This is a genomic window from Streptomyces sp. NPDC051738 (assembly GCF_044453205.1).
Taxonomy (GTDB): Bacteria; Actinomycetota; Actinomycetes; order Streptomycetales; family Streptomycetaceae; genus Streptomyces.
The window spans coordinates 877,865-890,776 of record NZ_JBITCM010000001.1 but is presented as its reverse complement, the minus strand read 5'-3'; the positions used below and the strand labels follow the sequence as shown (position 1 = coordinate 890,776).

The following is a 12,912-nucleotide window of genomic DNA, read 5'->3' as shown; positions in this document are numbered from 1 at the left end:
TGCCGGTGACTCTTCAGGGCGCGCGCGAGCGCCGGGTGCGGACCGGCGGGGTCGAGCTGTGCGTCGCCGAGCTGGGCGACCCCGGGCAGCCGACGGTGATCCTCGTGCACGGCTATCCGGACAGCAAGGAGGTGTGGTCCGAGATCGCGCCGCGCCTGGCCGACCGCTTCCATGTCGTGCTGTACGACGTCCGGGGGCATGGCCGGTCCACGGCGCCGCGGCCGCTGCGGGGCGGGTTCACGCTGGAGAAGCTGACGGACGACTTCCTGGCCGTCGCGGACGCGGTCAGCCCGGGCAGACCCGTACATCTCGTGGGGCACGACTGGGGCTCGGTGCAGTCCTGGGAGTTCACCACCGTCGAGCGCACCGAGGGCCGGATCGCCTCGTTCACCTCGATGTCCGGCCCGTCCCTCGACCACTTCGGCCACTGGATCAACAGGCGTCTGAAGCGCCCCACCCCACGCCGGGTCGGCCAACTCCTCGGCCAGGGCGCCAAGTCCTGGTACGTCTACGCGCTGCACACGCCCGTGCTGCCCGAACTGGCCTGGCGCGGCCCCCTCGGCAAGACCTGGCCGCGCATCCTGGAACGCATGGAGAAGGTCCCCGGCGGCGGCTACCCGACCTCGTCCCTGCCGACGGACGCGGCGCACGGCGCATGGCTGTACCGCGACAACATTCGGGCCCGACTGCGCCGGCCGCGCCCGGACGCCTACGCACACGCGCCCGTGCAGCTCATCACCCCCCTCGGCGACGCGTTTCTGTCCGAGCGGCTCTACGACGAACTGGAGCAGTGGGTTCCGCAGTTGACCCGGCGCACGCTTCCCGCGAAGCACTGGATCCCGCGCAGCCGCCCCGACCAACTGGTCGCGTGGATCACGGAGTTCGTGACGTCCGTGGAAGGTGGGCGCCCTGAAGGAGTGACGGCGACCGGCAAATACGCCGATCGCTTCGGCGGTCAGCTCGTCCTCGTCACCGGCGCCGGCAGCGGCATCGGACGGGCGACGGCGTACGCGTTCGCCGAGGCGGGCGCGCGCGTGGTCGCCGTCGACCGGGACGCCGAGTCCGCGGCCCGCACCGCCGAGATGTCGCGTCTGATCGGCGCGCCCGAGGCCTGGGCGGAGACCGTCGACGTCTCCGACGAGCAGGCCATGGAGAAGCTCGCCGAGAAGGTCGCCGGCGACTACGGCGTGGTGGACGTCCTGGTGAACAACGCCGGGATCGGCCTGTCGGGCTCCTTCTTCGACACCACCCCGGAGGACTGGAAGAAGGTCCTCGACGTCAACCTCTGGGGCGTCATCCACGGCTGCCGCCTCTTCGGCAGGCAGATGGCCGAGCGTGGTCAGGGCGGCCACATCGTCAACACCGCGTCGGCCGCGGCGTACCAGCCCTCCAAGGCACTGCCCGCCTACAGCACCTCCAAGGCCGCCGTGCTGATGCTGAGCGAGTGCCTGCGCGCGGAGCTGGCCGGCCAGGGCATCGGCGTGACGGCGATATGCCCCGGCCTCGTCAACACCAACATCACCTCGACCGCGCACTTCGCCGGGGTCGACGCCGAGGAGGAGAAGCGGCGCCAGAAGAAGTCCGCGCGGCTGTACGGGCTGCGGAACTACCCGCCGGAGAAGGTCGCCGACGCGATTCTGCGGGCGGTGGTGCGCGGTGAGGCCGTCGTTCCGGTGACGCCGGAGGCGCGCGGGTCGTATCTCATGTCCAGGTTCGCGCCGAGGGCGCTGCGGGCGATCGCACGGCTGGAGCCACCGCTGTGATCGAAGGCGGCGGGCACGAGCGGAGCGCGGCAGGCGCACGGCCACTTGCGCCGTGGACGGCCGGCAACTGACGGTACGACAGCGGGCGGAGGCGGTCGAGCGTGGACCATGCGTACCGGATCGAGGACCTCGCGCACCTCAGCGGTGCCACCGTCCGCACCATCCGCGCCTACCAGGACCGCGGCCTGCTCCCCCGCCCCGAGCGGCGTGGCCGGGCCAACGTCTACTCGGACGCCCATCTCGTCCGCCTGCGCCAGATCGCCGACCTCCTCGACCGCGGCTACACCCTGGCCTCCATCAAGGAGCTCCTGGAGGCCTGGGACGCCGGTCGCGGCCTGGGCGGGGTGCTCGGTCTGGCAGCCGAGGTGGAGGGGCCGTGGACCGACGAGGAGGCGGTACGGATCTCCCGCGCCGAGCTGGACAAGCGCTTCGGCGGCACGCCGGACGACGCGGCGGTGGCCGACGCCGTGGAGCTCGGCGTGCTGGAGCCGGTCCCGGGCGACCCGGACTCCTTCGTCGTGCCGAGCCCTCAAGAGCTCGCTGTGGCCGTCGAGTTGCACGAAGCCGGGGTCCCACTGTCCGCGATCTCAGATCATCTAAGGGAGTTGAGAGGTCAGGTCGAGCACATCGCCGCCCGATTCCTGGAGTTCACCACCGAGCACGTCTTCGCCCGCTACCTCGACGGGACACACCTTCCGACCGACGCGGAAGCGGCCGAAGCGGCCTCTCTCGTACGACGGCTGCGCCCGCTCGCACAGCACACGGTGGACGCGGAACTCGCTCGCGCAATGCGGCTGTTGGCGGTCCGGCACCTGCGTCAGCGCCTCGGAGCAGACGAGGAGCCAGATCATCGCAAAAACACGCGAAACGTACCGATCCCCGTGGAGACAATGCAGGCCGTGGAGAGACTGGTTGGCCCGAAGCAGGCCGCTGAGTTCATCGCACTTGCCGCCGAACGGGAAGTACGGGCACGGTCCTTGGACCTGCTCGCCGCAAATCACAGTTCATCAGCTGATCTTGACGAAACCCCTTGAAACGACGGCTCGTTGTCCACAGAATCGCCAATTCCCCTGTGGATAACAGCACTTGGTTGTGGATCAAACATCGAGAGCGAAATCATTCGCGTGATTCGTGTCGCTCCCGGCAGGCTGGCGGCATGGACGAAAGACGCACCGTGAAGGTGTCGAAGTACCTCTCGAAGCACCTGCGCCATCAGCCGGAGCGAATCGGGCTGATCCTCGACGAGGGCGGGTGGGTCGAAATCGACACGCTGATCGCCGCCGCGGCCGCCCACGGATTCCGCTTCACCCGGGAAGAGCTGGACCACGTGGTCGCCGCCAACGACAAGAAGCGCTTCGCGATCGAGGGCACCCGCATCCGCGCCAGCCAGGGCCACAGCATCGACGTCGACCTCGGACTGCCCCCGGCGACACCGCCGCCGTACCTCTACCACGGCACCGTGGCCCGCAACCTGGACGCGATCCGCGACGCGGGCCTCAGGCCCATGAACAGGCACGACGTGCACCTCTCGGCCGACCGCGAGACCGCGACCCGGGTCGGCGCCCGGCGTGGCCGCCCCGTGGTGCTCTCCGTGGACGCCGGCGCCATGCACCGCGACGGCCATGTCTTCCACGTCAGCGCGAACGGGGTGTGGCTGACGCGGGCCGTGCCGCCGGAGTACCTGCGCTTTCCCCAGTCGCACTGATCACCGTCGAGGAGTGCACCGGTCACCATCGAGGGCATCGAGTGCCCCGATGATCAGCCCCACTCCGTCGCCGAGCAGCCGCGTGCGGTGACCGTTTCACGTGAAACCCGTTCGGCCGCTTACGCTCGAAACATGAGTCTGCGCCTGAGCACCGTGATCCTCCCGTACCGCCGCTGGTCCGAGGGAGGCCGTGAGCAGTGGCAGCGCGCGGAGCAGCTCGGCTTCCACGGCGCGTACACCTACGACCACCTCTCCTGGCGCAGCTTCCGGGACGGCCCGTGGTTCGGTGCCGTGCCGACCCTGACCGCCGCCGCTGCGGTCACCGACAATCTGCGGCTGGGCACCCTGGTGACCTCGCCGAACTTCCGGCATCCCGTGCCCTATGCCAAGGAGCTGATCTCCCTCGACGACATCTCGGGCGGGCGGATCACACTCGGCGTCGGCGCGGGCGGCACCGGCTTCGACGCCACCGCGCTCGGCCAGGAGCCCTGGACGCCGCGCGAGCGTGCCGACCGGTTCGCCGAGTTCGTCGCCCTGCTGGACCGGCTGCTGACCGAGGACACGGTGTCGTACGAGGGCGACTTCTACTCGGCGCACGAGGCGCGCAACATCCCGGGCTGTGTGCAGCGCCCCCGGCTGCCCTTCGCGGTCGCGGCGACCGGGCCGCGCGGGCTGCGGCTCGCGGCACGGTACGGGCAGGCCTGGGTGACCACCGGCGACCCCAAGCTGTACGAGAACGGCACTCCTGAACAGTCGGTTCAAGCCATTCGTGGACAGGCCGAGAAGCTGGCCGACGCCTGCGCGGAGATCGGCCGGGACGCCGGCGAGCTCGACAAGATCCTGCTCACCGGGTTCACCCCGGACCGCGCCCGTCCGCTGGAGTCCCTGGACGCGTTCGTGGACTTCGCGGGGCGCCATCAGGAACTGGGATTCACCGAGATCGTGATCCACTGGCCCATCCCCGAGTCGGACTTCGCGGCCGACGAGAAGGTCTTCGAGCAGATCGCCATGGACGCCGCCGCACAGCTTCGATGAGGCGGCCAGGCGCAACGGTGCTGGTGAGGCGGTCGTCGGCGGCGTCCTCAGGGGCGGTTTCTCCTCAGGTGCCGCATCAGATGTGCGGACTGCCGCACGGCCGTGCAGGCATATGCAGGAGAATGACCCGGTGACCTCAGCGACTCGACGGCCCCAGCCCCCGGCCTCCCCCGAGCTCTCGACCGCGCTCGGGCAGGGCGCCCCCACCCTCCGCCCGCGGCTCATCGCCACCGACCTGGACGGCACCCTGCTGCGGGACGACAAGTCGGTCTCCCCGCGCACGGTCGCCGCGCTGGCCGCGGCCGAGGAGGCGGGCATCGAGGTGTTCTTCGTCACCGGCCGCCCGGCCCGCTGGATGGACGTCGTCAGCGACCATGTCCACGGTCACGGCCTCGCGATCTGCGGAAACGGCGCCGCGGTGGTCGACCTGCACGGCGGCCCCGGCACCCACCGGTTCGTGAAGGTGCGGGAGCTGGCACGGGACAACGCGCTGGACGCCGTACGGCTGCTGCGTGACGCGGCGCCCTGCACGGTGTACGCGGTGGAGCAGACGTACGGCTTCTACCAGGAGCCGGACTACCCCAAGCTGCACATGGAGATACCGGACGAGCTCGCGCCGGCCGAGCACCTCCTGGCACCGGACGCCCCCGGAGCCGGCGAGCCGGTGCTGAAGATCCTCGCCTACCACCCCACCCTCGACCCCGACGCCTTCCTCACCCTCGCCCGCCTCGCCATCGGCGACCGTGCCAACGTCACCCGCTCCAGCCCCAGCGCCCTGCTGGAGATCAGCGGCCCCGGCGTCTCCAAGGCCAGCACACTCGCGCTGTGCTGCGCCGAGCGCGGTATCTCGCACGAGGAGGTCGTCGCCTTCGGCGACATGCCGAACGACGTGGAGATGCTGACCTGGGCGGGGCAGTCGTACGCGATGGGCAACGCGCACCCGGACGTCATCGCCGCCGCGTCGGGGCGGACGGTCGCCAACAACGAGGACGGTGTGGCGGTCGTGATCGAACAGCTGCTGGCGGAGCGGAACTAGCGCCCGTCCTGCGTGGCAGTCCCCGGGCCTACCCGAGCCCCACTCCCCGCGCCGTCAGCCACGGCACCGGATCCACCGCCGAGCCCAGCTCCGCGGTGACCCGCACCTCGAAGTGCAGGTGCGGGCCGGTGGAGTTCCCGGTCGTGCCCGACTGGCCGATCCACTGCCCGGCATCGACCCGCTCGCCCTGGTCCACGGTGACGGCGGCCAGATGGGCGTACTGCGTGAAGTAGCCGTCCGCGTGCCGCAGCACGATCTCCATGCCGAAGGCGCCCCCGCACGACACCCTCACCACACGCCCGTCCCCGACGGCCCGCACCGGCGTGCCGATCGGCACCGCGAAGTCCTGCCCGGTGTGCAGGTGCGCCCACCTCACCCCGCCGTTGCCGAACGCCGCGGACAACTCGTACGTCTCCACCGGCGCGACCCACTCGCTCCTGAAGTCCCTCTTCGGCTGGTCGAGCCGGACGGCACCACTGCAGGAGCCGGCGGCCACCGAAGCGTCGGCCTTCCCCTGCAACTGCCACCGCGCCTCTTCGAGCTTCTGCTCGATGCCCTTCTTCAGGTCGGCGAGTTCGGCGTTGCGTTTCTCCAGCTTCTGCCAGGCCGCCGCGGCCCTGGACTCGTCCTTGGCGAGCCGGGACTCGGCGCGCCGGTTCTTCTCGATGGCGTTGCTGACGACCATGTTCGTCTGGGAGAAGACGTGCTGACCGCGCATCAGCTCGTCCGGGTTCTTCGCGAGGATGATCTGCGCGGTGAGCGGCATCCCACCGCCGCTGCGGTACTGGGCGCTTGCGATCCGTCCCAGGTCCTCGTGCAGAGCGCTGATCTCCCGCCGCTCGCGGTCGAGCAGCGACTCGATCCGCTGTGCCTTGGCCCGCTGCACCTCGGCCTTCTTCCGGCCCGCCTCGTACCGCTGCGTCGCCTTGGCCGCGTCCGCGTACAGCCGCACCACCTGCGCGCTGAGCACCGAGTCGCCACCGGTCCCGCTGCTGTTGCGGCCCGCGGTGCCCTTCCCGTCGCCGGCGGCGGCAGGCAGGACGGCAAGGACGGCGAGCGCGCACAGCAGTGCCGGGACGAGCACGAGACGTCGGCGATGTGAGCGCATGTCAGCGATCGTGGCCCGCGAACCGGGTCACGGTCCTGTTCAGGTCGTACGCCTGGGGGAATGTGTTGCTGCGGACGGGTCAGTATTGGTGTTGACGCGAGTGACGCCAGGGCTACGGCGTCCCCACCAGAAGATCCGCCTGTTCCTCCCGCGCCACCATCCCCCGCAACGGCCCGTCCGCGGCGACGAGCTCCGCGAACGCCCCTCGCTGCACCACACGCCCCTCGTCCAGGACGACCACCTCGTCCACGGCCTCCAGCCCGGCCAGTCGATGGGTGATGAGCAGGGTCGTACGGCCCTCGGTGGCGGTCAGCAGGTCGGCGGTGAGGGCGTCCGCGGTGGGCAGGTCGAGATGCTCGGCGGGCTCGTCGAGGACGAGGACGGGGAAGTCGGCGAGCAGCGCGCGGGCCAGCGCGAGCCGCTGCCGCTGCCCGCCCGACAGCCGCGCCCCGTGCTCGCCCACGAGTGTGTCCAGCGCGTCGGGCAGACCGTCGGCCCAGTCGAGTAGCCGGGCCCGCTTCAGGGCGTCGCGCAGCTCGTCCTCGGTGGCGTCCTTCTTGGCGAGGAGCAGGTTCTCGCGTACGGAGCTGTCGAAGAGGTGCGCGTCCTGTGCGCACAGCCCGACGAGCCGCCGTACGTCGTCGCCGTCCAGCGCGTGCGCGTCCACACCGCCCAGCGTGTACGAGCCCGCCTCCGCGTCGAGGAACCGCAACAGCACCTGCGCCAGCGTGGTCTTGCCGGACCCGGACGGCCCGACGACGGCGATCCGGCGCCCCTTCTCCAGGGTCAGGTCGAGGCCGGCGAGGGCATCCCGGTCCTGCCCCGTGTGGCGGGCGGTCAGGCCCCTGACGGCGACCGGGAAGGGCGACGTGGGCGCCTGCCGGGGGCTCTCCGGCTCCCGTACGGGCTCGGGCGCGTCCAGCACCTCGTAGACGCGCTCGGCGCTCTTGCGCACCCGCTGTCGGTACTGCACGGCGAGCGGCATCCCCAGGACGGCCTCGAAGGCCGCCAGCGGGGTGAGGACGACGACGGCCATCGTCACGCCGCCCAGCCGCCCGTCGGCGACCGCCTGAGCGCCCACGAGGGCGGTGGCGGCGACGGTGAGCCCGGAGACCAGCGCGGTGAGTCCGTCGCCGAGCGCGGTCGCGGTGGCGGCCCGCGAGGCGATCCGGGTGAGCGTCCCGTCGGCCCGCCGCACCTCGGCCGTACGGCCGGGCAGGGCGCCGGCGACGGTCAGTTCGGCGGTGCCGGTGAGCAGGTCCGTCACGCGCGTCGCGAGGACTCCGCGGGCGGGCGCCAGCCTGCGCTCGGCACGGCGGGCCACGGCGCCCGTGACCAGCGGGACTCCGGCTCCGGCGGCCAGCAGCCCTACGGCGAGCACGGCACCGGCCTCGGGCAGCAGCCAGGCCGTGAAGCCGACGGCCCCCGCGGACACGACGGTCGCGGCAGCGGCGGGCAACAGCCACCGCAGCCAGTAGTCCTGCAGCGCGTCCACATCGGCGACGAGCCTCGACAGCAGGTCGCCCCGTCGGGTGCGGCGCAGCCCGGCGGGTGCCAGCCGCTCCAGCCGCCGGTACACGGCGACCCGGGTGTCGGCCAGCATCCGCAGCACGGCGTCGTGCGACACCAGCCGCTCGGCGTACCGGAACACGGCCCGCCCGATACCGAAGGCCCGCGTCGCCGTCACGGCCACCATCAGATAGAGCACGGGCGGCTGCTGCGAGGCCCGCGAGATGAGCCACCCGGAGGTGGCCATGAGCCCGACGGCGCTGCCGAGCGCGAGGCTCCCGAGCAGCAGCGCGAGGGCGAGACGGCCACGCCGGGGACCGGACATCGCGCGGACGCGGGCGAGGACACCCTGTGCGTCCGTGGTGAGCGACACGGCCTCGGCGTCGTCCGAGGCGGAACCGCCGTGCGCGTGCTGCTCGATCGGACGGACAACGGACGCCCTGGGCAGGCCTTCCGCCGGTACGGGTCCCACGGCTTCCGCGAGTCGCACCACGCGATCCGCCACCCCCAGCAACGCGGGCCGGTGGACCACCAGCAGCACCGTCCGGCCCACCGCCAGCCTCCGCACGGCCTCCACGACCTCGGCCTCGGTAGCCCCGTCGAGTGCGGCCGTCGGCTCGTCGAGCAGCAACACGGGCCGGTCCGCGAGGAACGCCCGGGCCAGCGCGAGCCGCTGCCGCTGCCCCGCCGACAGCCCGGCCCCGTCCTCGCCCAGCGCGGTGTCGACGCCCAGGGGCAGCGCGTCAACGAACTCCAGCGCCCCGGCGTCCTCCAGCGCCCGCCGTACGGCAGCGTCGTCGGCGTCGGGACGCGCCAGCCGTACGTTCTCGGCGATCGTCCCGGCGTACAGGTGCGGTCGCTGCGGTACCCAGGCGATCCGTGAGCACCACTCCTCCAGATCGAGGTCGGCGAGATCGGCTCCGCCGACCAACACGCGCCCCTCGGTCGGCCGCACGAACCCCAACAGCACGTTCAGCAGCGTCGACTTGCCCACGCCGCTCGGTCCGACAAGCGCGACCGTCTCCCCGGGCTCGACGGTGAAGGACGTGTCCGACACGGCGTCGGCGGACCGCCCGGGGTAGCGGACCGAGACTCCCTCGAACGCGAACGCCACCGCTCCCGTCGGCACCGCGGCGGTACCCGCCGCCGGCACGGGAGTCTCCAGCACCTCGAAGATCTCCTCGGCCGCGGACAGCCCCTCGGCCGCCGCGTGGTACTGCGCACCCACCTGACGCAACGGCAGATAGGCCTCGGGCGCCAGCACGAGGATGACCAGGCCGTCGTACAGATGCATCTCGCCGTGGACGAGCCGCATGCCGATGGTCACGGCGACGAGGGCCACCGAGAGCGTCGAGAGCAGCTCCAGCGCGAAGGAGGAGATGAAGGCGATCCGCAGCGTCCGCATGGTCGCCCTGCGGTATTCGCCGGTGATCCGCCGGATCGACTCGGCCTGCGCCTTGGCCCGCCCGAACACCTTCAGCGTCGGCAGCCCCGCGACCACGTCCAGGAAGTGTCCGGACAGCCGGGACAGCAGCCGCCACTGACGGTCCATCCGGGACTGCGTGGCCCAGCCGATCAGCATCATGAAGATCGGAATGAGCGGCAGGGTACCGACGATGATGGCCGCCGAGACCCAGTCCTCGGTCACGATCCGCGCCAGCACCGCCACCGGTACGACCACCGCGAGCCCCAACTGCGGCAGATAGCGCGAGAAGTAGTCGTCGAGCGCGTCAACTCCCCGTGTGGCGAGGGCGACCAGCGATCCGGTCCGCTGTCCGCTCAGCCAGCCGGGCCCCAGCTCCGCCGCCCGCTCCAGCAGCCGCCCCCGCAGCTCCGACTTCACGGCCGCGCCGGCGCGGTGCGCGGCGAGTTCGGTGAGCCATGCGACCACGGCGCGACCGGCCGCGACAGCCACCAACAACAGCAGGGGAGTGCGCAGTTCAGCGGCGGCCATCCCGTGCTGGAAGGCACCCACCACCATCTCGGCGATGAGCATCGCCTGCGCGATGACCAGCCCGGCACCGACGGCACCCAGGCCGACGACCGTGATCAGGAAGAGGCGAGTGGCGCGGGCGTATCGGAGAAGCCGCGGATCGATCGGTTTCACGTGAAACAGGCCCTTCGGTCCAGGGCGGGGGGTTTCACGTGAAACATCGTGAACCGCCCCGCCGCAGCGGACTCAGTGCGCGGATCCCGCGGCGGCATCCGCAGCGATGTGCTGCGTACCGATCCGCTTGCGGAACACCCAGTAGGTCCAACCCTGGTAGAGCATGACGATCGGCGTGGCGATCACCGCACACCAGGTCATGATCTTCAGGGTGTAGGGGCTCGACGAGGCGTTGGTGACCGTGAGGCTCCACGCGTCATTGAGCGAGGACGGCATGACGTTCGGGAAGAGCGTCAGGAAGAGCATCGCGACGGCGGCCACGATAGTGACGCCGGAGAAGGCGAACGACCATCCCTCGCGCCCGGCCTGGTTCGCCACCAACGCCGCCACCAGCGCGACCACGGCCACCACGAGGGCGACCAGGCTCTGACCGTCGCCGTTCTCGACCTGCGTCCAGAGCAGGAAGACCAGCGCCAGCACAGCGGTGGCGAGGCCGACCCACAGGGCCAGCTTCCGCGCCCGCTCCCGGATGTCCCCGACGGTCTTGAGAGCGGTGAACACCGCGCCGTGGAAGGTGAACAGCGTCAGCGTCACCAGACCACCGAGGAGCGCATACGGGTTGAGCAGGTCCAGGACGTTGCCGACGTACTCATGGCTCTGGTCGATCTTCACGCCCCGCACGATGTTGGCGAAGGCCACGCCCCACGCGAACGCCGGGATCAGCGAGCACCAGAAGATGGCGTGCTCCCAGTTGCGCTGCCACTTCTCCTCCGGCCGCTTCGCCCGGTACTCGAAGGCGACACCCCGGACGATCAGACAGACCAGGATGAGCAGCAGGGGCAGGTAGAAGCCGGAGAAGAGCGTGGCGTACCACTCGGGGAAGGCGGCAAAGGTCGCACCGCCGGCCGAGAGCAGCCACACCTCGTTGCCGTCCCAGACGGGGCCGATGGTGTTGATCAGCACCCGCTTCTCGGGCCGGTTGCGGGCCAGCAGCTTGGTGAGGACGCCGACCCCGAAGTCGAAGCCCTCCAGGAAGAAGTATCCGATCCACAGGACGGCGATCAGGACGAACCAGACGTCGTGAAGTTCCATGACTGTGCAGCTCCCTCGGCCTAGTACGAGAAGGCCATCGGCTTGTCGGCGTCACGGGAGTCGCCGCCGATCTTCGTGGGCGGGTTCAGGTCGGCTTCCGTCAGCTCGGGCGGGCCGGCCTTGACGTACTTCGCGAGGAGCTTGACCTCGACGACGGCGAGGATGGCGTAGAGCGTGGTGAAGACGATCATCGAGGTGAGGACCTCACCCTGGGAGACACCGGGGGAGACCGCGTCCCGGGTCTGCAGGACGCCGTAGACGACCCACGGCTGACGGCCCATCTCGGTGAAGATCCAGCCCCAGGAGTTGGCGATCAGCGGGAAGCCCAGCGTCAGGATCGCGATGCGCCAGTACCACTTGGTCAGCTTCGGGCCGAGCGCCTTCTTCGGGAGCAGCACCAGATGCGGCACCTCGTCGTCACCGACCCTCAGGTGCTGCGGCAGCATGAACTTCTTGCGGGTCAGCCAGAGTCCGATCAGGCCGATGGTGAACGACGCCATGCCGAAGCCGATCATCCAGCGGAAGCCCCAGTAGGCGACGGGGATGTTGGGCCGGTAGTCGCCGGGCCCGAACTTCTCCTGCTCGGCCTTGTTGACGTCGTTGATGCCGGGGACGTACGAGGTGAAGTCGTCCTTGGCGAGGAAGGACAGCAGGCCGGGGATCTCGATGGCGACCTTGTTGTGGCCCTTGTCGACGTCGCCGTAGGCGAAGACCGAGAAGGGCGCGGGCGCCTCGCCGTCCCAGAGGGCCTCGGCCGCGGCCATCTTCATCGGCTGCTGCTCGTACATGATCTTGCCGAGGACATCACCGCTGATCGCGGTGAGCATGCCGCCGATGACGACGGTGACCAGGCCGAGCCGCAGCGAGGTCTTCATGTCACTGATGTGCTTCTTGCGGACCAGGTGGAAGGCGGAGATGCCGACCATGAACGCGCCACCGGTGAGGAAGGCCGCCGAGAGGGTGTGGAAGGCCTGGGCGAGCGCGGTGTTCTGGGTCAACACGAGCCAGAAGTCGGTGAGTTCGGCCCGTCCCTTCGCCTCGTTGATCCGGTAGCCGACCGGGTGCTGCATCCACGAGTTGGCCGCCAGGATGAAGTACGCCGACAGGATCGTGCCGATGGAGACCATCCACATGCAGGCCAGGTGGATCTTCTTGGGCAACTTGTCCCAGCCGAAGATCCACAGACCGATGAAGGTGGACTCGAAGAAGAAGGCGATCAGGGCCTCGCAGGCGAGCGGAGCGCCGAAGACGTCGCCGACGAAGCGGGAGTAGTCGGACCAGTTCATGCCGAACTGGAATTCCTGCACGATGCCGGTGACCACACCCATCGCGATGTTGATCAGGAAGAGCTTGCCCCAGAACTTCGTCGCTCTGAGGTACTTCTCCTTCTCCGTGCGCACCCAGGCGGTCTGCAGCCCGGCCGTCAGGGCGGCCAGCGAGATCGTCAGGGGGACGAACAGAAAGTGGTAGACGGTGGTGATACCGAACTGCCAGCGCGCCAGAGTCTCCGGCGCCAAAGCCAGGTCCACGTCGCCGCTCCTTACCTACGCTTGTGAA

General features: G+C 70.4%; 9 protein-coding genes. 5 read left to right on the top strand and 4 right to left on the bottom strand.

Annotation, left to right across the window (positions count from 1 at the left end):
- Positions 1 to 5 precede the first annotated feature (5 nt).
- The 5 genes from ACIA8X_RS03980 (at position 6) to ACIA8X_RS03960 (ending at position 5,539) form a co-directional block, all read left to right on the top strand.
- Positions 6 to 1,763 (top strand): SDR family oxidoreductase, encoded by a 1,758-nt coding sequence (locus tag ACIA8X_RS03980; protein WP_399457769.1) that lies wholly within the window; start codon positions 6 to 8, stop codon positions 1,761 to 1,763.
- A 101-nt stretch (positions 1,764 to 1,864) separates the two neighbouring features.
- Positions 1,865 to 2,797 carry a MerR family transcriptional regulator gene (locus tag ACIA8X_RS03975; protein ID WP_393455793.1) on the top strand — a complete coding sequence of 311 codons (933 nt, stop codon included), beginning with the start codon at positions 1,865 to 1,867 and terminating at the stop codon, positions 2,795 to 2,797.
- A gap of 122 nt (positions 2,798 to 2,919) precedes the next feature.
- Positions 2,920 to 3,468: an RNA 2'-phosphotransferase gene (locus ACIA8X_RS03970; RefSeq protein WP_393455790.1), complete on the top strand. Its 549-nt coding sequence runs from the start codon at positions 2,920 to 2,922 to the stop codon at positions 3,466 to 3,468.
- 132 nt (positions 3,469 to 3,600) lie between these two features.
- Entirely contained in the window at positions 3,601 to 4,503 is a 903-nt protein-coding gene (locus ACIA8X_RS03965; RefSeq protein ID WP_393455787.1) for an LLM class flavin-dependent oxidoreductase, read from the top strand.
- Between the two features lie 112 nt (positions 4,504 to 4,615).
- The gene (locus ACIA8X_RS03960; protein ID WP_393455784.1) at positions 4,616 to 5,539 is read left to right on the top strand and encodes a Cof-type HAD-IIB family hydrolase; all 924 of its coding nucleotides are present in this window, start codon (positions 4,616 to 4,618) and stop codon (positions 5,537 to 5,539) included.
- Between the two features lie 28 nt (positions 5,540 to 5,567).
- On the opposite strand, the gene ACIA8X_RS03955 is transcribed toward ACIA8X_RS03960, so the two are convergent.
- From ACIA8X_RS03955 to ACIA8X_RS03940, 4 genes are all read right to left on the bottom strand, one after another.
- Positions 5,568 to 6,647 (bottom strand): peptidoglycan DD-metalloendopeptidase family protein, encoded by a 1,080-nt coding sequence (locus ACIA8X_RS03955; protein ID WP_399457719.1) that lies wholly within the window; start codon positions 6,645 to 6,647, stop codon positions 5,568 to 5,570.
- 112 nt (positions 6,648 to 6,759) lie between these two features.
- Complete coding sequence (cydD, locus tag ACIA8X_RS03950; protein ID WP_399457718.1) at positions 6,760 to 10,263, bottom strand: thiol reductant ABC exporter subunit CydD; 3,504 nt, start codon at positions 10,261 to 10,263, stop codon at positions 6,760 to 6,762.
- Between the two features lie 72 nt (positions 10,264 to 10,335).
- Positions 10,336 to 11,355 carry a cytochrome d ubiquinol oxidase subunit II gene (cydB, locus tag ACIA8X_RS03945; RefSeq protein WP_393455775.1) on the bottom strand — a complete coding sequence of 340 codons (1,020 nt, stop codon included), beginning with the start codon at positions 11,353 to 11,355 and terminating at the stop codon, positions 10,336 to 10,338.
- Between the two features lie 20 nt (positions 11,356 to 11,375).
- Entirely contained in the window at positions 11,376 to 12,884 is a 1,509-nt protein-coding gene (locus ACIA8X_RS03940; RefSeq protein WP_399457717.1) for a cytochrome ubiquinol oxidase subunit I, read from the bottom strand.
- Positions 12,885 to 12,912: the final 28 nt, after the last annotated feature.

What these genes read in the sequence shown, in the direction of transcription:
- ACIA8X_RS03955 (WP_399457719.1), bottom strand. Translation starts at nt 6,647, where the DNA reads ATGCGCTCACATCGCCGACGTCTCGTGCTCGTCCCGGCACTGCTGTGC.
- cydB (WP_393455775.1), bottom strand. Translation starts at nt 11,355, where the DNA reads ATGGAACTTCACGACGTCTGGTTCGTCCTGATCGCCGTCCTGTGGATC.
- ACIA8X_RS03970 (WP_393455790.1), top strand. Translation starts at nt 2,920, where the DNA reads ATGGACGAAAGACGCACCGTGAAGGTGTCGAAGTACCTCTCGAAGCAC.
- ACIA8X_RS03960 (WP_393455784.1), top strand. Translation starts at nt 4,616, where the DNA reads ATGCAGGAGAATGACCCGGTGACCTCAGCGACTCGACGGCCCCAGCCC.
- ACIA8X_RS03965 (WP_393455787.1), top strand. Translation starts at nt 3,601, where the DNA reads ATGAGTCTGCGCCTGAGCACCGTGATCCTCCCGTACCGCCGCTGGTCC.